Here is a 24,407-nt window from a genome sequence, read left to right on the forward strand (position 1 = left end):
CTGGTGGACACGCAGGCGCGCATTCCAAATAACGGGTAGCCGCATTTTGCGGTTGATTTCGCTTCGTGCCGGCCGTCCTTTTCCTCTTTATTGCGCAATTCGTGCTGTGTTAGGATTCGCCGAAATCTCAATAATGCGGTGCATAACATTGCTGCTCGGGCCGAATCTACATGAACGACGAGACTGTCGGAAACACTGCGGATGTCGCATCGGGGAACGAGGCAGAGCGCGACAGCAGCACCAGCGAGGGGCATAAGTCCACTTTCCGCGCGCCTGCGAGCGTCCCGACGCAATCGGCGGCGCAAGGAATCCGCTTCGATTTCAACGATGGCTGCCGGGTTGTATTGCCGAACCGTTCGAGCGGCACATGGACCGTCAAGCTCGCCGACACCGAGACGGGCAACGGCCTGTTCGAAACGACCCTGGCCGGTGGCATCGTCGCAAGCAGCAAGAAATACTTCGTGCCGTTTTCGATCGAGGTCGACGCCGATGGCCAGCGGGTTCTCGAGCATCGCTTCTGCGCACGCGACCAGGACGTGCTGATCGAGTTTCCGGTCGGCACCCTCGGCGACATCATCGGCTGGTTTCCTTACGCCGTGAAATTCCAGCGCCAGCATGGCTGCCGGCTGACCTGTTCGATGGGGCCGCTGCTGATCCCGCTGTTCCGCGCGTGCTATCCCGACATCGTTTTCGTGACGCCTGACGAAGTGCAGCCGGAGCGCTTCTACGCGACTTACCGTATCGGCCTTTACTTCGGCGACGAAGCGAACGTCCATCAACCGACTGACTTTCAGCTGGTCGGCCTGCACCGCACGGCTGGCTATATGCTCGGTGTCGCTCCGACCGAAGAGCCCCCGAAGATCGACATTCCGGACCAGGAACGGCCGATCGCCGAGCGTTACGTCTGCATCGCGGTACAAAGCTCGACACAGTGCAAATACTGGAACCATCCGACCGGCTGGCGCGAGATCGTGCAGTTCCTCAAGCAACACGGCTACCGGGTCGTCTGCATCGACCAGAAGGCGACCCACGGCACGGGCATGGTGTGGAACCACCTGCCTCATGGCGTCGAGGATCAGACCGGTGACCGTCCGCTCGCCGAACGGGCGCAGTGGCTCAGGCATGCCGACTTCTTCATCGGCCTGTCGAGCGGCCTGTCATGGCTTGCCTGGGCAGTCGGCACGCCGGTCGTCATGATCAGCGGCTTCACGCATCCCATCAACGAGTTCGCGACACCGTACCGCGTGATCAATTTCCACACCTGCAACAGCTGCTGGAACGACGTGCGCGTGCGATTCGATCACAAGGATTTCCTGTGGTGCCCGCGTCATGCGGGCACGCCGCGGCAGTTCGAGTGCACGCGGCTCATCACCACCGAGCAGGTCAGGCAGACGATCCGGCGCATACCGGGGTTCGGCGCAGCCCCGTAGCGTCGCGGGTTGGCTCGTCCTCCGAAGCATCGCAAAACGAAGTGAAACGAAAAAGAAGCGAAAAAGGGGTGAATCGATGAAGCCGTTGACGTATCGCCGCAAGTACTGCGTACACCGGTTCGGCGCGCGCCATGCACGCTTGCCGAAATTGACGGCCTGGCTGCTCGGCGCGCTGAGCCTGCCGGGGGTGGCGCATGCGACCTCTTATGAAATCGTGAGTCCGGACGCCTTCATCGGCCTGTCGTTCTTCAGCAGCGGCGACGTAGTGACCGTCGTCGACGGCGGGTCGATTCTCGACAACGGCTTCCCCACCGGCTCGGTGCTCAACGTGTCGAGCGGCGGCGCCGCGCTCTATTCGGTGATATCGAGCGGCGGGTCGGCCAATCTCTTCAGCGGCGGCAGCGGCGTGCACTTTACCGTCGAGGGCGGGGGGCAACTCAACGTCTTGGACGGCGGCGTGCTGATCGTCGACACGTCCGACGTGATCCTGGCGGGCACCACCACGCACGGGTCGTTCACGATCGACGCCAACGTTGCGTCGAACGTGTACCTCCAGAACGGCGGCTCGCTGACCGTGCTGGCCGGCGGCTCGTCGATCGACACGCTGGCCGGCAGCGGCGGCAGCGAGTACGTGCTGTCGGGCGGCGTCACGTCGAACACGTCGGCCGGTTCGGGGGGCAGGCAGGTCGTGTCGAACGGCGGGCATGCGTCGAGCACGGACGTTCTGTCGGGCGGCGCGCAGGACGTGCTGAGCGGCGGCACGGCAGGCAGCACGGTCGTCCAGTCGGGCGGCACGCAGACCGTGTTCGCAAGCGGCAGCGCCACGTCCGCGGACATCCTGTCGGGAGGCGTGCAAAACATCTCGTCGGGCGGCGTCGCGAGCGGGACGACCCTGGCAGGCACGCAGAACGTGTCGAACGGCGGCTCGGCTGTGGCGACGACAGTTTCCTCCGGCGCCTCGCAGAACGTGTTCAACGGCGGCCACGCCATCTCGACGTCCGTGAACTCGGGCGGCACGGAAAACATCTCGTCCGGCGGCACGGCGTCGGCAACGGTCGTATCGAGCGGCGGCACGCAAAACGTATCGGCGAACGGCAGCTCGGTATCGGCGACAGTGCTGAACGGCGGTACGCAAAACATCGCGTCCGGCGGGACGGCGGCCTCGACGGTCGTCTCGAGCGGCGCCGTGCAGAACATCTCGGCGGGTGGCAGCGCAGTGTCGACGATCGTCGACAGCGGCGGCATGCAGAACATCTCGTCGGGCGGAACGGCCACGTCGACCACGGTGACGAGCGGCGGCACCGAGAGCATCGCTTCGGGCGGCACCGCGATTTCGACCTTGGTGTCGAGCGGCGGGGTGCAGAACGTGTCATCCGGTGCGACCGTCGTCGACACGCAGATCATGTCGGGCGGCATTCAGAACGTGCAATCGGGCGGCACAGTGAGCAGCGCGACCGTGTCGTCGGGCGGCGAGCAGACGGTCACGTCCGGGACCACGGTCGGCACGACCGTGACCTCCGGCGGCACGCAGGTCGTGAGCGCGGCCGGCGTCGCGGTCGACACCGTGTTGAACGGCGGGCAGTTGACCGTGTCATCCGGCGGCCAGACGAGCGGCACGAACGTCAATTCGGGCGGCACCGAAACGGTGTTGTCGGGCGGCACGGCAAGCGGGACGACGATCAACTCGGGAGGCACCGAAAGCGTGTCGTCGGGCGGGTCCGCGATCAGCGCGACCGTCAACGCGGGCGGCACGCAGAACGTCTTCGCGGGCGGCGTCGCGTCGGGAACGACCGTCAACAGCGGCGGCAAGCAGTATGTCGACGGCGCGACCGAGGGATTTGCGTACAACACCGTCGTCAACAGCGGCGGGACACAGGAAGTCGCGGTCGGCGGCACGGCGTCCGGCACGACGGTCAACGGGGGCGGCACACAACAGGTCGACTCGGGCGGCTCGGCCGTCTCGACGACGCTCAATGGCGGCACGCAGCTCGTGCTGTCCGGCGGCTCGGCGATCACGACGCTCGTCACCTCCGGCGGCGAGCAGAACATCGAGGCGGGCGGCTTTGCGTCGGGCACGACGGTGTCTTCCGGTACGGTGATCGTCGATGGGACGGCGGCGAATCTGACCTTGCTCAACGGCGCCACCGTGACGGGTACCGGGACGGTGGCCTCGGATCTCACGGCCGGCAGCGGAGCGACGCTTGCCGCGTCGACGTTGGGCACGGGTCTGACGGTCAACGGCACGCTGTCGTTCGCGAGCGGGTCGACTTATGACGTGACAGTCAACGCCGCGGGACTTTCCGGTGTCACGACCGTCGTCGGCAGCGTCGTGATCGCGAGTGGCTCCACGCTCACGCTGACCGCAAACGCGGGGACCTATTCCGCGGGCACGAAATTCACCATCGTGACCTACACGGGCACCGAGAGCGGCAGCTTTTCCACCGTCAACGCGAACTTTGCGTACCTGACGCCGTCGGTCGCCTATGGCGCCGGCGTGATAGCCGTGACGCTCAATGCAAGCCAGTCGTTTCAAGCGGCCGGATTTGCGGCCGCCGCTCACACCCAGAACCAGATCGACGTAGCCAACGCGTTGACGAGCGTCTATAACGCGGGCGGCACCACGCTGACAGCGGCGCTCGTTGGCGCGTCGACGTCGCAGGCGGGCACCGCGCTGACCCAGATTGCGGGCGATGAGGCCCCGGTGTTCCGTCAGATCGCGGCACGACGCACGGGGCAATTTCAGGACGTCGTTGCGCAGCGGCTCGCGTCAGGGGGCGCGGCATCGTCGGATCCATCGACCGCGAACGACTTGTGGGTGAGCGGCGACTACAGCCATGCTCATCAATCGGGCGACGACGGTCTTGGCAGCAGTGCGTATAGCGAGCAATCGGCCCGCGTCACGCTTGGCTTCGATCGTGCGGTGAGTCCTTCGGTGCGTGCAGGCGCAGCCATTGCGCTGAACGACGACACCATTCAGTTCACCGACCGCTCCGCGGATGCGCGCAGCGACGGCGCGCAAGTGCTGGTGTATGGCGGGTGGCAGCCGCGGCAAGGGCCGTTCTACGTGAACGGGATGGCGGGCGCGGGGTACTGGGACAACTCGCTTACGCGCTCGGTGACGCTGGGGACGTTAAGCGGGACGGCCAATGGATCCTTTCACACGGCTGCGACGGCCATCTATGTCGAGTCCGGGTTCAACCTTCCGCTTACGTACGGAACCTGGCAACCCTATGCCGCTTTGCGCGCGGCTCACTATATGCAGCAGGGGTTTGCTGAGCACGGTGGCGGCGTTTTTGACCTCGACTACGCTTCGGCGAACAGCAACGCAGTGTCGAGTGTGCTTGGCGCGCGGTTCACGAGGCGGGCGGGGACGCTCTTTAGTCGCCCGCTCGATTGGCGGGCGAGCATTGCTTGGGAACACCTCTTCGGCAGCGCGTCGCAATCGCTCAATGCGAGCTTTGTCGACGCGCCGAGTGCGACTTATCAGGTATTCGGTTCACCGACCAGCCGGGATATTGGGCGGGCCAGCGTTGGCGTGGACTGGCATTGGGGACCGCTTACGACGGTGTTCGCGCGGGTGGGGGGCGAAGTGGGGTCGAAGGAGCATGATTACGGCGTTTTGGCGGGGGCGCAGTGGAAGTGGTAGTCGTGGTGGAGAAAAAAGGCTCAAGGCAGTGATTTGCGCTGGAAGGGGCATTGGCTGCGCAAGTCAGGGAGTGGCGGAGAAGGGGGGCGGTGGGGAGGCCTGCTAGATGATTTTCAATCGTCGATGAACATAAGCTAGCAACCGTGATGAACGGGGCGCCAAAACACGACTTTCAAGGGACGCGAGCTACCCATGCTGATTTGGGCGCCGACACGGAAATCCTTTGATTGCAGAGGCACAAACCAAGGCAAGAACAGGAAGGTCGAGATCGAACAGCTTAACGACTGAAGCTTCTTACTGATGCGGTACGAATCCGTAGAGGCATCAATTCCGACCTCGGATTATTGGTACGCCTTACTCGAAGAGGCATACGACGAGTGCGATCGCGTCTAAGGCATCGGTCGCAACGATTGGCTTTAACTGTGACTGCACGGGGCCCGTAGCGCTCAGTCGCGGGGCGCGGCCAATTGCTGCTGCTTGCCAATCGCACAAACTAGTCAATCGAACGGCTGGTCCGCTCTGAAAACTGCTGGATGCCCTATGCGAACATATTGGCCGTTCCTGCCGCCGGCGCGATCATTGGGCAACGGCGGCTATGGTCAGCCTTGCTGACGTAAGCCCCGCGACTCGTCCGAACGGCAGCTTTACTCCGATTGGAAAGACAGCAAGCGGACCCGTTGCCGCCGTTCAAATACAAGAACGCCGACGGCCGCTTTGGCAGCCGGAACCGGACCCTCATGATGTAGCGCATCAGCTATTGCTGTTCTTCCGCAAGCGGACGTGGCCAACGGAAGGGAGAAACAATCTGCGCCCAGCGCCGATGGGCGATACCCGACCCTGAACCGCCTCTCATTACGTCCAAGCACGTATTCGTCGGGACATTTCGTGATGGTGCTATATTTTCGCAGGGAGTGCGCGTCACCGATAACTACGTTGACGTCGAAAAACAGAATTGAAGGCCGGCGGGCTTGCCGAGGTCTCAATGAAGTTGGCCAACTTAAATTATCTGAACGCTATGACAGAAAAAGATTTCTTGAATATCGTGCTGCAGGCTGCGGGGAAACATCCATCAAACCATTCCGACGAACCAAGTCAGTTTAGGATGGCCTGGGCGAGCGGCGAACGATGGGAGACTATGGCTCAGGTCGCGGTCCATTACCATTTATCGCGCCTCGCGGGCGTAACAGATCTAGACAGAGAAACTCCTTATTCAGAGGGAAGCAGGAAGGAAGCTGACATATCTTTCTCATTTCAAAATGAGACATATGCAATTGAGCTAAAAGTAGAAAGTCCAGCTACCAACCAATATGGCGGCCATGATCTGGAAGACGCTATTAGGATGGACGTAGAAAAGCTTACAAAATTTAAGGCGGACCATCGATGGATGGTCGTCGTTGCCTTCTCCCCGAGCCACAGATTGACGCTTGCGATGGCGGCGGAGTGGGAAAATTCCTTGTTTTACGATTTTGAGGACGACTTTGCTGTGTTTCTATGCAACGTCGATACGTATCCACATGGGCTTCCGTTTCAGTTCAGCAATAGCATACGCAGGGCCGATACATCGGACTAGGCTAAGAGTCCAGTCATGCGCGGCTATTTACGAGTGAATATACGGAAAACGATGTGCAGACGCTAGTCAGCGACCATGCTTGAACGGCGGCCGACAAGCACCACCTTACATTCCGAATCAAATGGCCGGTTCCTGGGTGGAAGCGACACCAGAATGTCTGAGCGACGGTGATGGTGAATCGCGCTTCATGGCCGATCGCACCAGCTCGACAAAATCTCCATAGAGGGGACATTGAAGTCCTCAACGACAGCTTTCCGCTGGCTTGAATGGGCGAGTACTTCCGGCCAGAAGCCGACATTCGCCTGCGCCGTCGATCGGACATTCAAGCGTCGGCTCTATCCAGGAAACGGCCGTCCAATTCGCGACATCGAACGTTGCTTCATCGGCCAATGCCGACGATCGCCGGGTGTGGGGCTGCTGTTGATTGCTTTACTGATGTTCGCTAACCGGCAACATCAGCCGATAAGCGGCCGTCTGAGGGTTCTCGTTTTCAACGGGACCATGGTGCTGACGTTGAAGTCCATGAGCGTGCATCACCCGAGCGGCACGCCAACGAGAGTAGCTAAACCACTAGCAGACGCGTCGGGAGTAACTGGCTTGGTGGCTATCACAAACAAGAGCACATCCAGGTGTTCTTGGATGTTTACCCTGACATCAGGATGCGCTTTGCGAATCTCCGTCGATCGGGATCATTTGCCCGGAAATGGAACGTCCGGCATCGGATGCCAGGAAAACAGCGAGCGCCGCGATATCCTCCGGATTCACGAAATGCCTGATGGACTGATTGGCGAGCGCAGCCGCCTCTTCCTGCGCAATGGAGCGGCCGCTGGCCGATGCGCGGCCCGCCAGCACCTGCTGAATACGTGGTCCTCCCACGGCGCCCGGCAAGATGGCGTTGACGCGTATGCCAAACTCGCCCAACTCTCGTGACAAGGTTTTGGTGAATCCGATGAGGCCCCACTTGGTCGTCGCGTAAGGACTGCGGTTCGGATAACCGAAGCGGCCGGCGAGCGACGACATGATGAGAATCACGCCCGCGCGAGATTGCTTCAGGAACGGGATGGCCTGTTGCGTGACAATGAATGTGCCGGTGAGGTTCAGACGAAGCACCGCTTCCCAGGCGTCCGGATCCATCTCCTCGACACTCGCGGTCGGGCCCGCAATGCCGGCGTTGTTGATCAGGACGTCCAAGCCACCGAGAGCGGACACGGCGTCCGCGACCATGCGCGAAGCCGCCGCGCGATCGGCGATGTCACACACTGACGTCACTACGCCGGGCAAATTCACCTGCATCTGTTGAAGCGCTGCCGCGTCGATGTCGCAGACATAAGCGCTCGCGCCCGCCGCCACGAATGCTTCCGTGATGGCGCGCCCGATACCGCCCGCGCCAGCGGTCACCAGCACGCGCAGGCCTGTCGACGTGGTCATTCAACCCTCCTTTCCGACCGAGTCATGCTCGCCGCTCACTCGCAGGCGGCACGTATGAATTCAGGCACACCGACGGCCTTCAGACGTCCATCGTCCCGCTTGACACACAATGCGCGCGTCGCGTTACCCTCGCAGATCAGCGTATCGTTGCGCATGATGCGATGGCTCTGGATAAACACTTTGCCTCGCCATTCCTCAACACGCGTATGCACCGCCAGACTTTCGCCGTAGGTCGCCGAGGTGTGAAAGCGAGTGTGGAATTCCAACAGCGGCGCGCCGATGCAATTGGGTAGCGCTTGCATCTCCCGCCATGGCGGCAGCCCGCACTGGATAAAATAATCGTGCGAGGCGGCGTCCATCCAGCGCGAAAAGTTCGGAAAAAAGACGATTCCGGCCGGGTCGCAATCGCCGAATTGCACGTCGATTCGATAAACAGTTTCTTTACTCACGGATATATGCTCCTGCTTCCAGTTCAGCCATTGTGCGTGTATTGCCCGCGCGACACTGTCCGTGCGGCGACATTTCGCGTCGGCTACCGGGCGCGTGGCTCGGAGGGGCGGGAATGACGAGGCAAAAGCGCATGGCGACGGTGTCGCTTACGCTTGACGATCTGCTCGCCAAGTCGCCGTGGTTCGTCAGGTTGGACGAACCCACGCAGTCCCGCGTGCGCGCTGACGTGTCGGAGCGCGCCGTCGCAGCCGGTCAGGCTCTAGGGCACCACGGCGAACGACAACACGCGTGGTTCGGCGTGCTCGAAGGCGTCATCAAGTGGTCGATCACCGCCCGCGACGGACATACTGTCACTTTAGGCGGACAGTCGGTCGGGAGTTGGTTCGGCGAGGGCACGCTGATTCGCAACGCGCCGCGCGAGTCGGATCTCATCGCGTTGCGCGACAGCCGCGTTGCGCAGCTTCCACGCGCGACCTTCAATTGGCTTCGCGAGCGCGAGCCCTCGTTCAACGAATTTTTGCTGCTGCAGGTCAACGAACGTCTGCACTGGTTCATGGGCGTCGCCGTCGCGCACGGACTGCTCGACACCGACAGTCTTGTCGCCAGAGCGCTGGTGGGTATGGTGCACCCGTTGTCCAATCCGAGCGGCGCGGGGTATCTGCCGCTGTCCCAGGAGGAGCTCGCAAACCTAGCCGGCGTGTCGCGTCAAACGTGCAACAAGGCAATGACGCGCTTCAAGAATGCGGGCCTCGTGCGCACCGAGTACGGCGGAATCGTCGTGCTGGATGTGCCCGGGCTCGACGCCTTGGCCCGATAGCGGCGTAGTCCTTGCTTCGCCACTGAAGCATCCGCGTCGCCGGACCGCTCGGTGTTTACGCTGACCCCAACTGTCGCGCGATCGACAGTTACGGCAGCGGTCGCTCGAAATAATGCGTGTCATACAAGACCTGGAGACACGCAATGAATCGCGCCCATTCACTGCCCCCCGTAGTCGCACTCGTCGAGAGTCCGTCGGATCACATAGCGGAAGACGCCGTCTTTCGGAAAATCAGTTGGCGCGTGATGCCGCTGATTCTGATCGCGTACGTCTGCGCCTTCCTCGACCGCATCAACATTGGCTATGCGCAGTTGCAGATGAAGCAGGACCTCGCTTTCTCCGACGCGGTATATGGACTCGGCGCGGGTGTTTTCTTCCTGACCTATCTGCTATTCGAGGTGCCGAGCAATCTGCTGCTCGAAAAGATCGGCGCGCGACTCACGTTCCTGAGGATCATGGTGCTGTGGGGCCTCACGTCCGCGGCCACCGCGTTCGTCACGGCGCCGTGGCAATTCTATGGAATCAGACTGATGCTCGGCTTGTTCGAAGCGGGCTTCTTTCCCGGCATCATTCTGTATCTGACCTACTGGTACCCGAGCCAGCGCCGCGGCCGTGTGACGGGTCTGTTCCTGTTCGGCATGCCGATCACGGGCGTCCTGGGCGGCCCGTTGTCGGGAACGATCATGAGCCGCCTGGAGGGCCTTGGCGGCATGCATGGCTGGCAATGGCTGTTCCTCGTCGAAGGCCTGCCGACAGTCCTGCTGGGGATTCTGCTCTATTGCATGCTTCCGGACCGGCCGGTCCGCGCCCCGTGGCTGAACGACGCGGAGAAGGTGCTGGTGCAGTCGGTCCTGGATGCCGACCACGGCGGCAAGACCAGGGCTCGACATCATGGCCGGCTCGCGGCGGCGCTGGCGGACCCGAAGACCTATGTGCTGGCCTTCGTCTACTTCTGCTGCGCTTGCGCCGTCTACACGCTTACGTTCTGGTTGCCGACGATGATCAAAGGGCTTGGTATCGCGCCGATCGCCACGATCGGCTGGTACACGGCAGTGCCCTATATCTTCGGCGCGCTCGGTGTTCTTCTGATCAGCCGCAGTTCGGACCGCTTCAAGGAGCGGCGCTGGCATGTGGGGGGAACCTTGGCCCTCGGTGCGATCGTCCTCGCCTCGACCTCCTTCCTTGGCGCCGCCGTCGTACCTGTGATGGTCCTGCTGTGCGTGGCCTCGTTCTTCATCTTTGGAGGCGGCTCGCTGTTCTGGTCGATTCCCCCGACCTACCTGGGCCGGGACGCGGCCGCGGCCGGCATCGCGGTCATCAGCTCACTCGGCATCCTCGGCGGCTTTGTCAGCCCGACGCTGATCGGTTGGATCAAGGGCGCGACCGGCAGCATCCAGATGGGTCTGCTGGCCTTGACCGCGGTTGTCATCGGCGGCTGTCTGACGATCCTGCTGGGGCTGCCAAAGAGCGCGGTCCGAGTGGGCCCCGGCGATGGCGCGAACGCGCACTAATCGATTCGTCACAGTCAATCCCGTTCTTTAAATCAATTTCAACTCTGGAGTGGTCCACCATGAGCAAGCCCAAAGTCATCGTGACCGTTGCCCCGACCGGCGGCATGGCCAACAAGAAAATGAACCCGAACCTGCCGACACAGCCGCGGGAGATCGCTGAAGACACCTACCGCTGCTACAACGCGGGCGCCAGTGTCGTTGCAGTGCATGCACGACGTCCCGACGACGAGGCCACCTGCGATCCGGCGATCTATAGCCATATCAATCGGCTGATTCGCGACAAATGCGACATCATTCTGAACAACTCCACCGGCGGCGGCATTAACGGCGACATGGTTCGCGAACTCGACAACGGCCTGTGGGAAATCCAGTGGGAAGAACGTCTGAAGGGCATGCAAGGTGACGGCGTCGAGATGTGCACGCTCGATGCGCAGACCGTGATCGCAAGTTTCAGCGGCAAGGAGATCCTTGTGGCGACGCCGCCGTCGCGAATCCGGCAGATCGCCTCGATGATGAAAGAACGCGGCATCAAGCCCGAATGGGAAGTGTTCGGCCTTGCCGACATCGTCCAGGATGTGCAGCGCGCCATCAACGATGGACTCGACGACGTACCGCACTTTATCAATATCGTGATCGGCGCCAATGCGTTCCAGGGCGCGTTGCCCTACACGCCCCGGCTGTTGCAGACGATGGTCGACCACCTGCCCCGCAACACCGTGTTCAACGTCAGCGCCATCGGTGCGGCGCAGTTGCCGGCCGCGATGAACTCGCTGTTGCTGGGAGGGCATGTGCGCGTCGGGCTCGAAGACAATCTGTACTACAGGCACGGGGAGTTGGCCACCAATGTGCAACTGGTCGAGCGGCTCGTTCGCCTGGTGCGCGAGATGGGTTACGAGCCGGCCACGCCGGCTGAGGCGCGGGAGATCGTTGGACTGCGGCCGTTGCGCGAAACGCGCCACGCCGCCTGCCTGGAGGCTTAGGCCATGACAACGCGAGGCGTCAACGTCGCCATCGTCGGCACCGGTGTTATCGGCGCAGGTTGGGCGGCACACTTCCTGGCTCATGGTTTTACCGTCACCGCGACGGATCCCGGCCACGAGGCCGAGTCGCGCCTGCGCAACTGGATCGACAATAGCTGGCCTGTGGTCGAGCGGCTCGGGCTGGCAAACGGCGCCTCGCGAGACAAGCTGACATTCACGACTGACGTCGGCACTGCGGTACGCAATGCCGATTTCATTCAAGAAAGCGGCCCCGAGCGTCTGGATGTCAAACACGCGCTGATCGCGAGCATCGAATCGGCGGCAAGGCCGGACGCGATCATCGCGTCGTCTTCGTCCGGGCTGGCAATCAGCGAGATTCAGGCAGGCGCGAAGCATCCGGAACGAATCGTCCTCGGGCATCCATTCAATCCGTCTCACATCATGCCGTTGGTAGAGGTCGGTGGCGGCAAACTGACATCGCCCGACAACATCGCGAAGACCATGGCGTTCTATGCCTCAACGGGCAAGAAGGTCATCAGGATCGACAAAGAAGTCAAAGGTCATATCGCCAACCGTCTTCAAGTGGCGATATGGCAGGAAGCCATTAGTCTGGTACAGCGCGGGGTCGCCTCCGTGGAGGACGTCGATGCGGCGATCTCCTACGGCCCAGGCCTGCGCTGGGCACTGCTCGGTCCGTTTCTCAACCTCCACGCTTCCGGAGGACCCGGCGGCATCACACATGTGCTACAGCACCTCGGTCCGGCCCAGCGCGAGTGGGCCAGAGACTTGGGTATGTATCCCGAGACAGACGACTACATCGAGTCTATTGCGAGCGGCGTCGATGCGGAACTTCGGCTATACGATTTTCCAGAAATGCTTCGTCAGCGCGATGAATTGCTGATTCAATTACTGGACGCGAAGCGAAGTCTTTCTCAGATCCCGTAGCCGGACGGTAGCTGAATATGAGGTGGATCTGAATGCAGATCTCCGCGGCACACATTGAATCTGCCATTATTGCGGCGGAAAAGATGCGACTCGTCCCGCGGTATGGCCGTTCCACTCTTCGAAGCGGTCGTAGGCGCGGCGTCAGGTAGAACGGCGGTAGCGAGTCGATCTACTGCGCTCAGTTCCTCCGTGTAGCCGCGTCTCCGACTCCACGACTCTCATATCGCTGCATGCGATGGGAGCTTCAACCGCGAAATGCAGAGATCCGAATTAACGGAATGCGCCGCTTCTAGGCTCAAGCAAGCCCCACTTTCTGAGTAGAGGAAGGCGAGGGCGCCGGTTGGTGGCCGAGCCTCTGCGCTAGCCCCGTTTCCACCAGCGCCATCGCCGCCAGATATCCGAACGTCAGCGCAGGCCCGAGCGTGATCCCCGCGCCGATATATCGTCCGCCCACCGGCGAATTCATATCGTTGCCGCACGCGTACAGCCCCGGAATCGGCCGGTCTTCTTGGTCCAAAACTTCGCCGACCGGGCTCGTAACAAGCCCCCGACTGGTTCCAAAGTCCCCAGGCATGAGCTTGACGGCGTAGAAAGGACCGCGCTCGATAGGCCCGATGCAGGCATTCGGCGAGTGCGCAGGGTCGCCCTTATAGACGTTGTAAGCTGAGGAACCCTTGCCAAAATCCTCATCAACGCCACTCACCGCAAACCGGTTATTGCGCTCAACGCTGCGTTCGAGCCCGCTCGGATCGACGCCAATCTTTTGCGCAAGCTCACCCAGCGTCCAGCCGCTGAACAGATACCCCGCCTTCTCATATCGCGCGAGCGACCGGCTACCAGGCAAGATCACCCCAATCCCATACTTCTTCACCGCCGCCGCATCCGCGATCAGAAATGCCGGAATCGCCCCCGCCTCGAACATGCCGAGCGTGAACGCATGATACGAAGCCGCCTCATTGGTAAACCGCTTCCCATCCTTGCCGACCGCAATAAATCCAGGTTTAGGCCGATCGAGCATGAAGTGTCCCCACTGCGTCGTGCGGCCTGCTTCGTCCGTATAGACCGACATCGGCACGTAGTACCCCGTGTCCCCGGCGTTGTGATCAAGCCGCCCGCCAGCCGACAAACCAAGTCGGATGCCTTCACCGACATTGCTCGTCAACCCGAGCGTGAGGTCAACCGTCGGCTTGCGCGAGTGCTCACGGCGCATCTCAGGGTTACCGGGGTAGCCCCCGGTCGCGATCACCACGCCGCGTCGTGCGCGAACGCGGAGGGTGCGGCCGTCTCGAACCACTTCCGCGCCCACGACCTTGCCGCCCTCCATGATCAGCTTGGTCGCGGACGAACGCAGCCACACGTCGACATTCCGATCGAGTAGGGTCTTATACAAGCGCGCAATGAGCGCATTCCCGCCGACGAGCCGCGTACCGCGATGATGGCTCAGCCGATCGACGCCATAGCGCGCAAAGCGCTTCATCACGTGAACAAACGACCGCACAGACCTCGTGACGGACAGAAAATGAAGCAGATCGGGAAGATCAAGCATCATCCCGCCGAACGGCGCGAACGCCGGAAGCGGGGCGCGCAGGTCCTTGAAATGTGTGCCCAGCTTGCGCCCGTCGAATTCCAGCGGCGCATGGGCGCGGCCAAACATGCCGCCGGGCAGCTCGGGGCTGTAATCCGGATAGTGAACCGCCATCACCTCAAGCTCCGAATGCTGCAGCAAATAGTCGAGCGCGGCACGGCCCTGAGTGATGTACGCCTCCTGCAACGATCGCCCGACACTGGAGCCCACCGTCGCGGCAAAGTACTGCCGCGCCGTCTCGAACGAGTCCTTGAACCCTGCGGCCTGCATAGGCGTGCTGTCGACGAACCACATCATGCCCACGGACCACGCGCTGGTCCCGCCAACCTGATCGGTCTTCTCGAGCACAAGCGGCTCAAGTCCTTCGTTCTTCGAAACGATTGCAGCCGTCATGCCGGCCGCGCCCGCGCCCATGATGACGACGTCGACCTCGTGGTCCCAGTGTTCCGTCGCAGTGGTGCTCATTGCATGTGTCCTGTGGTTGGCGCTTAGGAGCGATGCGCCGGTTTCGCTGTCGAGCTAGTCGATGTCAAACCAGCAACGTGCCGAGATTGACGCTTCCGGTGCGCTCTCTCGAAGCGATGACTTTCTCGGTCCCATCCTTGCGCACCCGCAACTCGATTCTCGAAGACTGCGCGGTGACGCCGGAGAACCGGAAGTCGCCGAAATGATCGGTCGTCGTCGTGCGTTCGCCAACGGCCGCGGAGTCGTACAGGACGACTTCAACCCCCTCGAGATTACGCAGCCGGCCATCGCCCATGTCTTCGCAGACGTTGCCCGCCACCAGGTGGCTCAGCGCATCGTCGAGATTTCTGTAGAACACGCGCGGCTTGGTGCAGAACTCCGGATGGATGACCGACAAGTGCTCCTTTTCGACCATGTCCTGCAATTGTTCCGGCTCCGCCTTCAGCGCGCGTATCGCTTTGGTCGGGCAGGCTTGCGCGCAGCGCGGCTCTTTCCAGCCGGCGTCGAGCAGGTGGGCATCGAAGTTCCAGTTCTGCGGCACCTGTTCCTGTTCGTTCCATTCGATCATTCCGTAGGGACACGCCTTGACGAGATCGCGCCGGCCGCGCGACTTGACCGGGTCGATCATGACGACCCCGTCGGGACGCTTGTAGATGGCCCCGTCCGGCGCCGCCTTGACGCAAGGCGCGTTGTCGCAGTGATTGCACGCTTGCGGGATATAGGTGACGTCGACGAGCGAGCCTTCTCCGCGAACGTGGCGCTCGACCCGGATCGTCTCGAGGCCCTCCGGAGGTTGAGGCGCCGAATAGCCTGGGAAGGTGTTGCCGGCGTACTCGTCCTTGGTCGCGATGACGCAGTTTCTGCAATTGATGCAGAGCGAAACGTCGATGATCAATGCCCAGCCGCTCATGCTGCTTGCTCCATTGGCGCGTTCCATTTCTCCACCTCCACCCAGCACGTGTTCGGCATGATCCCATCCGCGGTCTGGCTCATTTTTCTCCCCGGAGTGAGGAGGTTCAGGCACCCTCCGCGATCGACCACGCCGACCGAGGTCTGGATCAGGTCGAGTTCCGCACACGATTCGTTGCCGCGCGCGACGCCTTCCTTGACGAGCAGGGAGACGTCCACGGCGCAGATGACCGACGCCTGCGCGTTGTAGACCCGCACGAGATCGCCGCGCCGCACGCCTCGTGCGTCGGCATCCTTGGGACTCATGCGCAGGACCCAGTACCGATATCCGCCGACGTTCATCCGGTGCTCGTCAATGGTGTTGACGTGGCTGTTCTTGCCGTCGGCCTGCGTGTGGAAGCTGTAGACCGGATGATTGGTCACGAGCTGCAGCGGAAACGGCTGCTTCACGCCGCTGTCGCGGTTGATGTACCGATTGACCGCCGGCCGTGCGGGATCGATGGCCTCGATACGGCGCAGGCTCGACGGCACGAACTCGAACTTGCCCGACTGCGTGGGAAGCCCCTCGCCGAACGCGGTCGAGTACACGCCCGGCAGCGGGTTCGCCTCGGGCAGGTCCTTGGGGCGGCCTTCGGCGAACCAGCGCATGTCGACCGGCGGCTTGTCGTTGTCCGCGGGCGGCGGCACGACGTGATAGCCCTTTTTCAGGAACGTCTTCCAGGTGGTCTGCTTGGGCAGATCCGTGGAGTTGAACATCCGTTCGCACCAGGTCAGCTCCGAGCCGCCGCCTTCCGAGTACATGCCGCCGTAGCCGAGCCGCAACATGATGTCGAGGAAGATCTGGTAGTCCGATTTCGATTCGCCGAGCGGCTCGATGCACTTGTGCTGCATGATCATCATCCGGTGATTGAGCTGGCTCTGCGCGTGCTGGATGTAGCCGCCGCAGTTGGCCCATTCGGAGATGTCGTCGCGTTCGAGCGCCGTGCAGGCCGGCAGGATGACGTCGGCAAACTGCGCTTCGTTCTCCATCCAGATCGACTGGTTGACGACGAATTCGAGCGACGGGTGGCGATACGCGTCGACGAGCCGGTTCGACCCCGGGACCGTGCCGAACGACGAGGAGCCGTAGCGGTACAGCATGTGGACCTTGGAATAGCCCGGCCGGGGGTAGGCGTAGTGGGCGAATTGTCCTTCTACCGAGAAGCCCTCCCACAGGTAGCCGTCCGCGGCGCCCTGCGTGATCGCCTCCGCAAACCGCTGGCGGGGAATCGACTGCTTCACCGGATTGATCGTGATGATGTGAGGCATGCGGCAGTAGTTGTGCGCTGCGCTCGCCGTGTAGTTCAGGTCGCCGGAGATGCCGCCCTCGGCGTAGCCGGGGAAGTAGAAGTTCAGGTCCTGCGGCGCGCCGATCTGCAGGTTGCCGAAATTGATGCCCGGCTTCCCCCAGCCCTGCATCGCCATCATCATCACGACGTTGCGCGCCCACTGCGCGCCGGTTTCCGTGCGGCACGCGCCGCCGAAGCCCGCGCCCAGGCCGCCCGCCGCGAGGTAGGTCTTCTTCGACGCCCACAGCGTGGCAAGGCTGCGGACGTCCTTCGCCGCAATGCCCGTTTCGGCTTCCTGCCACTCGGGCGTCTTGGGCACGCCATCTTCTTCGCCGAGCACGTAGGCGCGCCATTCGTCGAAGCCCGTCGTCCGCGATGCGACGTACGCCTTGTCGTACGTCTCGTTCACCATCCATTCGTGCATGATGGCGATCGCAAAGGCGGAGTCGGTGCCGGGACGGATCGGAAGCCATTTTCCGCCGAGAAACTGGGCGGATTGCGTCAGGTACGGGTCGATATGGACGAACTCGATGCCGAGCTGCTTCGCCCACAAGCGGCGCTCCGTGCCTTCGAAGCCGGCATAGACGCCGTTGGTCGACTCGGGGTCGCTCGACCAGAAGACGATCACCTCGGCGTGCTCGAGGCAATCCTCGGTCGTCCCGTAAAAGCTCGGCGTGCCGAGGCGAAGGCTGTTGCCGTAGTGGTGCATGGCGCCCCAGTACCAGCCTTCCCAGCTGATCGGGCTCATTTCGATGCGCGTGTAGCCGATCAGGTTGCCGAAGCGCTGCATCGCGCTCAGGTAGTAGTTGATGTTGCCCCATTGATGGTGCGCGCCCGTCGCCATCGCGATCGCGCCGGGGCCATGCTCCTGCTTCATGCGGCGGATCTCGCCCGCGACGATGTCGAGCGCCTCGTCCCAGCTGATCCGTTCATACCCGGAGATCCCGCGATTCTGGATATTGCGCTCGCCCTTGGGGTCGAAATCGACGCGCTTCATCGGGTAGAGGATGCGTTTGTCCGAATACACCAGCGACTTGAGCGAGAGCGCATGCGGGCTGACCGTCCCGCGCCGGGCCGGCGAAAAGCGGCGGCCGCGCGCAGTGATGGTCCAGCTCGGCCCGTCTTCGTCGACGAGGTCGATGGGCGTGGTCCGGATGATCTTGCCGTCCTTGACGAACACGAACACGGGGCCGCCGTTGGTGAGGGTGACGAAGCGCGTCGTCCCGTCCTTCATCGGCGTGCCCTTGCGCCACGAGGCGGTCTTCATCGTATTGACGAGCTGGCCGAACCAGACGAGCGCCTGGTCGCTGCCGCCCTGCGTGATCTTGAAGTTCTTGAGCGCGTCGATCAGGAACGCGTGATCGGTGGTCGGCGCGAGCATGCGGCGCGCGGTTGCCGCGTCCATGAACACGAGCTCCGCGTCCGGCGCGGCGCACGGCCCCCAACTCCCGGTTACGGTGCCGTCCTTGAAATGAAGCTGCCGCGCGAGGCTGTTGTCCCTCAGCCGCAGTTGGATGACCCATCGCCCCGTGCCGAGGTGCTGGCGCACGCTGGGAAACTTGCGTGCCGCGATACGCAGGACGGCCGGCATGAGCCACAGTATCAATACGAGAATTTGTCTCTGCATGAGCGTTCTAATCTCTGAGCTTCCGGTCCGGCGGGTCCTGGCTGCGCCACGCGCTGCTGGCGATCCTGTTCATGTTTTAGACCCTGCCTGCGTCTCCGTGTTATCGAAACGAGTCGCGCCGCATGCCTCGCTGTTCCCGCCTGCGCCTCGAGGGGCTGATATTGCGGGGCAGCACGACGAAGCGGCCGCTCGTGTTGTATGATCTTTCTGGTAACGGATCATCTGTATAGCGATGATGCCGAGGCAAATCGATCTATATCGAATGATTGGTCATGGTATTAAAAAAGTCAAGGCTCCTCTGACGAGAGGGGGCTTGAGCGTCGATGCTTCGCGGCCCGGATCTCTGTACGGGGCCGCTCATACAATGAGGAAGAAGGGAATGGCTAAGTCGAACTCCACTGCAGCCAAGGCCACGAAGGAGGTTCGGGAGCTGCCTGGCGAGTCAGCCGCGCATCCAATGTCCGAGCTATTCGATGACCGTGGCAGGACCGTTCCGTGGATGGCGCGAACGGTGCACCGCCTCTATGACGCCCAGGCGCAGAAAATTCTCGATAAGGAAGACCTCGCCATCGCGTACTGGTACTACCTTCGCGTTCTGGCCGAGCGCGGCGAGTTGAATCAGCTCGAATTGAGCAAGCGCGTGGGGATTGCCTCGACCACCGCGGTTCCGGCGCTCGACAACCTGGAAAAGCGCGGACTCGTGCAACGCGTTCGAGATCCAAAAGACAGACGAAAGTACTATGTCCAGCTCAAGGACGAGGGCAAGCGTCTCGTCGACGACATGCTGCCCGAGATCACGGACATGATTTCGTCGTCGCTCGACGGGATCACCCAGCGGGACATGCGCGTTTTCTGGAAGGTCATGCACCAGATCGAGAAGAACCTGGGTCAGATGTCCCAGGACGATACGGTCGAGGACTGACGATTCAGGAGCGCTGGCAAGACGCATCGAAGCGCCGCAAGCGCGGCGCTTCGATGGAGTGCCCCGGCACGTGGGGGCTTAGAAATAATGCATGACGCCGAAATAGCCCCCTTGTTGATTATGGCCAGTCAGCGGCGGCGAATCGCCTGTCTCGACCGGGAACGCCGCATTCGTGCCGTTGAACATCGCTCCGACCGTCAGGTACACGAAGGTCCGCTTCGACAGGTTGTAGGTGGTGCCGAGGACGCCCAGGTTGCCGGTTCCGCCGCCGTGATTGACCGTGCCGTGGAACCATCCCGCCTGGAAGGCGAGGGCGGGGGTGGCCTGATAGGAAGCGCCGAGCCACTCTTGCTGGCTGCGTGTGGCGCCGTAAGGGTTAAAGGACGTGGTGACCGTCTCCGCTCCCGAGGCCAGCAGCTGATAGCCGGTATAGAACTTGAGCCCGCCCGTTTGGTAGGTTCCGCCGATCATGTATTCGCGTGACGAGTTGTAAAGATCGGAAAACTTCCCGTTCGCGTCGCGGATTTCCTCATAAACGCCGTATGCGCTGAAGCTGGCAAGCGTATAGGCGAAACTCGTGCTGAACTGGCGTCCGGCCTGGAAGTTTCCCGCCGTGCCGCCGAATCCGTTCTGCACGCGGAACGAAAAGCCGGCCCACTTCGGCGAGTTATAGGTGACCACGTTGGGGCGGGGACCGTACGCGCGCCCGTAGGCAAAGTTGCCGATACCCGTCGCCTGCTCTCCGAAAGGGTCGATGTACCAGCCGGTTTCGTCAGTCAGGCTCATGGCGCGGCCGAACCAGATGCTTCCGTAGTCATCGTGCGACAGGCCCACGTAGGCGTCACGTGTCCATATCGTGTTGGGCGGAATCTGACCTGTTCCGGAAGTAAACAGGCTTTCGAGTTTGAAGACAGCGTGCAGACCGCCTCCGAGGTCTTCGTTGCCTTGCAGGCCGAACCAGCTGTATCCGTACTGGTTGCTGCCGAATCGAAGGTTGTGCGCCGAGCCGCCGTTTGGCGTCGCGACGTTGGTAATGTAATCAATGCCTGAAGCGATGCGTCCATACAGTGTCACGCTGCTTTGGGCGTACGCATTGCACGTACCTAAACATGACCCTAAAGCCACCATTGTCGTGGCTAAGATTAGCCTTTTCATTTAGATATCCTTACGGAATAGAAGTCTCCAGGAACTGCTTCGAAGCCTCTGACGGGCTAAGTCAATAGAACTGCAAAGTCAAACTGCTAGGTTCAACCGAACTGCCTTTGAAAACAGCGTTCTGTCTACTGCTTGAACCTGCGAAAGGTCCGCAGGGCCGTCGGCAGATGACGAATCAGCGTCGCAAGCAAAATGGCGCATGCCTGCACGAGCAGCTGAACCGAGTCGCCCGCGCCGAGCGCCAGGACGAGCTGCCCGAGTTGCGCCATGAACAGCGCCGCGACGGCGCTGGCGATGACGCTGCCTTTGCCGCCGGTGAACGGCGTGCCGCCGACGACGACCGCCGCGATGGCGGGAAGCAGGTAGTCGTTGCCGGACGTCTGTGACGCGCTGCCGATGAATCCGGCCAAGAGCATTCCGGCCGCGGAAAAGCACACGGCGGACGCGACGTAAGCGCCGATCCGGTACCACAGCACGCGCACCCCCGCCGCTTCAGCCGCACGCGGATTGACGCCCACGGCGACGAATTGGCGCCCGACCGCGGTCTTGCGGGTGATGACCCACGCCGTCACGACGAAAGCGAACGCGATCAGCACGTTGGCGGGCAAGCCAATCAATTGCGCATGCGAGATCGTTTGCATGATGGTCGGAACATTGACGGGGACGCTTCCCGTCAACGAGCGAACACTGCCGACGAGCAGCGCGTTGACTGCCAGCGTCGCCACTAGCGGTGTAATGGCCAGCCGGGACACCAGCGTTCCGTTGATGACGCCGACAATGGCGCAGACGCCGACCGTGAACACGACGGCAAGGCCAAGCGAGTCGAACGCAAAGCCGGTTCGGGCCATCACCACGCCCGCCAGCGACACCATGCCGATCGCCGACATATCCAGTCCCCGTTGCTGGATGACGAGGGTCTGGCCCGTCGCGACAATGGCCAGGATGCCCGCGAACGGCAGCATCGCAAGAATGGAGCCGCGGCTCAGGGTGCCCGGCGCGACGGCCAGACTGATGACGAAGAGCAGTACCAGTCCAACCCAGATCCATCCGAACTCGCCGATGGCGGGAACTCTGACGGACCTCGGCTTCGAGGACGATGACGGCACGTTGTCCGGTGCCACGGCTGCTCGATTGCTTATGACTTTTCTCATTTCGCCACCGCCATTTCTCGACTCTTCGAATAGAGGGCGACGGACACAAGGATCATCCCGCCCAACAAATAGGACTGCCATGAATCTCCGATGTCGAGAAACGAAGTGACCACGTTTACCTGAATGATCAGCAGCGCACCGAGGAGCGAGCCGACGAAGGAGCCGCGTCCGCCGAACAGGCTTGCCCCACCGATGACGACCGCAGCGATGCTCGCCAGCGTGTAGTTGATGCCGGCGTTCGGGTCGCCCGAGCCGACCTGCGCCATCATCGGAACCGCCGCGACGGCCGCAAGCAGCGAACAGCCGACATACGCCGCCAGCAACGTCAGCTGCGTGCGAACGCCGGCCATGCGGGCTGCTTCGAGCCGCGAGCCGACGCCCCGAAACACGAGGCCGGTCCGTGTCTTGAACAGCGCAAACTCGAGTACGAGTGCCAGACCGGCAGCACCGATCGCGATGACCGGCACAAATCCGATCTGCGTGCCGATGGTGTCGAGCAGCGAGTCCGCGATGATGCCGCCGGGAACCGGACGCAGTATCAGGGAGATCGCCTGCAACGCCATATAGGTGGCCAGCGTCGCAACCATGGGATGGAGCCGGAAGGGGCAGACCAGGACCCAGTTCACGAGCCCGACCGCTATCGCGACCAGGCAAGCAATGGCCCATCCCGTCAGTTGATGACTCAACGCGGAACCGTCGTTCAGGAAGAACGACTGGATGACGACCATCAAGCCCATCAGGGGACCGACCGACAGGTCGATGCCGCCGACAAGCATCAGCGCCTGCTGCCCGTATGAGACGATGGCCAACGTCGCCACGAGCGCCAGCATGCCGCTCAAGTTACGTGCGGACAGGTAGGCCTCGTTCATATGCGCCGCATACAACCCGAGCGCGCAAATCGCCAACGCGAGCATGGCGAGGGGGGCCCAGTCTCCGGATGCCCACTTCCAGAAAGCCGGGATGCTTGCTGTACCTCTTACCCGCTCAGTGGTCGCCGTGAGCACCGCGGAAGTGATGTTGTTCTCGCTGACCGCGCCGTCTCGCAACTCCTTGACGATGTGTCCGCGCGAGAAAATCAGCACGCGGTCGCACAAGCCGGCCACTTCAAGCGCGTCAGACGAGACGACGATGACAGCGGTGCCGGCTGCGGCGGCCTGGCGGAGCACTTTGTAGATTTCCATCCGGGCGCCGATATCCACGCCCTGCGTCGGTTCGTCGACGAGCAACACCTTGGGTTGGCTGGCGAGGACGCTCGCCAGCACGACCTTTTGTTGATTGCCGCCCGACAGCGAGCGGATCGGCGTCTCGACTGACGGCGTCTTGACCGCGAAATCCGTCACCGCCTCCCGGGCTCGTCTTGTTTCGCCTCTTTGGTTGATCCAGCCCTTGAGCGAGTCGAACGGAAGACTGCGGATCGAGAAGTTTTCGCGTACGGACAACTCGCCGAAGATGCCTGCCCGGTGGCGGTCTCCCGGGAGCAAGCGGATGCCTGACGCCGCGGCCGCCTGGGAATCCCGGAGGTTCACCGGATTTCCGTTCACGCTGACGGTGCCGCGGCTTCGAATCAGGCCAGCAAGGGCAGACATGAACTCGCGCTGCCCGTTGCCGTCTATCCCGGCCAGCCCCACGATTTCGCCCTTCTTGATCCGCACCGACACATCGGTGAAGCCGGCGCCGCTCAGCGAGGCGACATCGAGAACGGTATTAGCAGAGCCATTTCCGGCCTTGGCGGGAAACTCGCGATCGAGCGCTCCGCCGACGATGAGCTCGACGATTTGCTGCTCGCTGAGTCCCTCGGCGTCGTAGGTGCCCTGTCCTTGTCCGTCGCGAAGTACCGTAATGCGGTTGGCGATTTTTTGCACTTCGCGAATCCGGTGCGAGATATAGACGACCGAGCAGCCCGAGGCGGTGACGCCGCGAATGCGCTCAAAAAGACGCTCGACGTCTTCCGCGAGCAGATGCTCGGTGGGCTCGTCGAGAACCAGGACTTTCGGTTTGGCCGCGAGCGCTTTCACGATCTCGACGATGAAGCGCTGCTCCGGGGTCAAGCTCGAGACTCGTTCGTTCGCGTCGATCGCAACGTTCTCGCTCCATTGACGAAGCCGCTGTTGAGCCCATTCGCTCGTGCTCATCAAAGACGGGCGTTGCTCGGACGGCACGCCGAGATAGAGATTTTCGGCGACAGTCAGGTCGGGCATGAGCGCCGGCTCTTGTCGAACGATCGCCAGCCCCAGGCGGCGCGCCTGTTCGGTATCGCCTTGGGTTTGAGTGCCATCGATGACGACGCGTCCGCTTTCAGCGACGAGCGCGCCCGATGCCACCGCCATGAGGGTGGATTTCCCGGCGCCGTTCTCTCCGACAAGACCGTGGACTTCGCCCGCAAGCACCGAGAACGTCACATTATCGAGTGCCCGCACGCCGGGAAACGTCTTGGTGACCCCATCGATCTGCAGCAGTGAATGCTGTTGGTTCATGACTCGTCCCGAGC

General features: G+C 62.2%; 16 protein-coding genes. 8 read left to right on the top strand and 8 right to left on the bottom strand.

Going from position 1 to position 24,407, the window contains the following annotated elements; genetic code table 11:
• The first annotated feature begins 170 nt into the window (after positions 1–170).
• The 3 genes from FAZ95_RS29430 to FAZ95_RS29440 all read left to right on the top strand — a co-directional run bounded on the left by FAZ95_RS29430 (position 171) and on the right by FAZ95_RS29440 (position 6,646).
• Positions 171–1,430 carry an autotransporter strand-loop-strand O-heptosyltransferase gene (locus FAZ95_RS29430; RefSeq protein ID WP_137335966.1) on the top strand — a complete coding sequence of 420 codons (1,260 nt, stop codon included), beginning with the start codon at positions 171–173 and terminating at the stop codon, positions 1,428–1,430.
• Positions 1,431–1,506: 76 nt separating this feature from the next.
• On the top strand, positions 1,507–5,076 hold the full coding sequence (locus FAZ95_RS29435; protein ID WP_175425803.1) for an AIDA repeat-containing protein: 3,570 nt from the start codon (positions 1,507–1,509) through the stop codon (positions 5,074–5,076).
• 982 nt (positions 5,077–6,058) lie between these two features.
• Positions 6,059–6,646 (top strand): hypothetical protein, encoded by a 588-nt coding sequence (locus tag FAZ95_RS29440; RefSeq protein WP_137335968.1) that lies wholly within the window; start codon positions 6,059–6,061, stop codon positions 6,644–6,646.
• A gap of 654 nt (positions 6,647–7,300) precedes the next feature.
• Here FAZ95_RS29440 and FAZ95_RS29445 read toward each other — a convergent pair.
• Both FAZ95_RS29445 and FAZ95_RS29450 read right to left on the bottom strand, forming a co-directional pair.
• Positions 7,301–8,044 (bottom strand): SDR family oxidoreductase, encoded by a 744-nt coding sequence (locus FAZ95_RS29445; protein ID WP_254700336.1) that lies wholly within the window; start codon positions 8,042–8,044, stop codon positions 7,301–7,303.
• Positions 8,045–8,109: 65 nt separating this feature from the next.
• The gene (locus tag FAZ95_RS29450; protein WP_137335970.1) at positions 8,110–8,523 is read right to left on the bottom strand and encodes an acyl-CoA thioesterase; all 414 of its coding nucleotides are present in this window, start codon (positions 8,521–8,523) and stop codon (positions 8,110–8,112) included.
• Positions 8,524–8,636: 113 nt separating this feature from the next.
• Between FAZ95_RS29450 and FAZ95_RS29455 the strand changes: the two genes are divergently transcribed.
• The 4 genes from FAZ95_RS29455 (at position 8,637) to FAZ95_RS29470 (ending at position 12,777) form a co-directional block, all read left to right on the top strand.
• Positions 8,637–9,341 (top strand): Crp/Fnr family transcriptional regulator, encoded by a 705-nt coding sequence (locus FAZ95_RS29455; protein WP_137335971.1) that lies wholly within the window; start codon positions 8,637–8,639, stop codon positions 9,339–9,341.
• Between the two features lie 143 nt (positions 9,342–9,484).
• Entirely contained in the window at positions 9,485–10,852 is a 1,368-nt protein-coding gene (locus tag FAZ95_RS29460) for an MFS transporter (RefSeq protein ID WP_137335972.1), read from the top strand.
• 59 nt (positions 10,853–10,911) lie between these two features.
• Positions 10,912–11,832 carry a beta-keto acid cleavage family enzyme gene (locus FAZ95_RS29465; RefSeq protein ID WP_137335973.1) on the top strand — a complete coding sequence of 307 codons (921 nt, stop codon included), beginning with the start codon at positions 10,912–10,914 and terminating at the stop codon, positions 11,830–11,832.
• Between the two features lie 3 nt (positions 11,833–11,835).
• Positions 11,836–12,777, top strand: a complete 942-nt coding sequence (locus FAZ95_RS29470; RefSeq protein ID WP_137335974.1) for a 3-hydroxyacyl-CoA dehydrogenase NAD-binding domain-containing protein — start codon at positions 11,836–11,838, stop codon at positions 12,775–12,777.
• A 295-nt stretch (positions 12,778–13,072) separates the two neighbouring features.
• Here the strand turns inward: FAZ95_RS29470 and FAZ95_RS29475 are convergent, their stop codons facing one another.
• From FAZ95_RS29475 to FAZ95_RS29485, 3 genes are all read right to left on the bottom strand, one after another.
• A complete protein-coding gene (locus FAZ95_RS29475; RefSeq protein WP_137335975.1) occupies positions 13,073–14,827 on the bottom strand; it encodes an FAD-binding protein in 1,755 nt (584 codons plus the stop codon).
• A 64-nt stretch (positions 14,828–14,891) separates the two neighbouring features.
• The gene (locus tag FAZ95_RS29480; RefSeq protein ID WP_254700337.1) at positions 14,892–15,764 is read right to left on the bottom strand and encodes a 4Fe-4S dicluster domain-containing protein; all 873 of its coding nucleotides are present in this window, start codon (positions 15,762–15,764) and stop codon (positions 14,892–14,894) included.
• On the bottom strand, positions 15,734–18,691 hold the full coding sequence (locus FAZ95_RS29485) for a molybdopterin-dependent oxidoreductase (protein ID WP_137335976.1): 2,958 nt from the start codon (positions 18,689–18,691) through the stop codon (positions 15,734–15,736). Before FAZ95_RS29485 ends, FAZ95_RS29480 begins: the two co-directional genes overlap by 31 nt.
• A gap of 379 nt (positions 18,692–19,070) precedes the next feature.
• Between FAZ95_RS29485 and FAZ95_RS29490 the strand changes: the two genes are divergently transcribed.
• Positions 19,071–19,613 carry a MarR family winged helix-turn-helix transcriptional regulator gene (locus FAZ95_RS29490; protein WP_137335977.1) on the top strand — a complete coding sequence of 181 codons (543 nt, stop codon included), beginning with the start codon at positions 19,071–19,073 and terminating at the stop codon, positions 19,611–19,613.
• A gap of 78 nt (positions 19,614–19,691) precedes the next feature.
• Here the strand turns inward: FAZ95_RS29490 and FAZ95_RS29495 are convergent, their stop codons facing one another.
• The 3 genes from FAZ95_RS29495 to FAZ95_RS29505 all read right to left on the bottom strand — a co-directional run bounded on the left by FAZ95_RS29495 (position 19,692) and on the right by FAZ95_RS29505 (position 24,393).
• Complete coding sequence (locus FAZ95_RS29495; RefSeq protein ID WP_137335978.1) at positions 19,692–20,768, bottom strand: porin; 1,077 nt, start codon at positions 20,766–20,768, stop codon at positions 19,692–19,694.
• 125 nt (positions 20,769–20,893) lie between these two features.
• The gene (locus tag FAZ95_RS29500; protein WP_254700338.1) at positions 20,894–21,889 is read right to left on the bottom strand and encodes an ABC transporter permease; all 996 of its coding nucleotides are present in this window, start codon (positions 21,887–21,889) and stop codon (positions 20,894–20,896) included.
• Between the two features lie 26 nt (positions 21,890–21,915).
• Positions 21,916–24,393 (bottom strand): ATP-binding cassette domain-containing protein, encoded by a 2,478-nt coding sequence (locus FAZ95_RS29505; RefSeq protein WP_137335980.1) that lies wholly within the window; start codon positions 24,391–24,393, stop codon positions 21,916–21,918.
• Positions 24,394–24,407: the final 14 nt, after the last annotated feature.

The organism is Trinickia violacea (genome assembly GCF_005280735.1).
In the GTDB taxonomy this organism is placed as follows: domain Bacteria; phylum Pseudomonadota; class Gammaproteobacteria; order Burkholderiales; family Burkholderiaceae; genus Trinickia_A; species Trinickia_A violacea.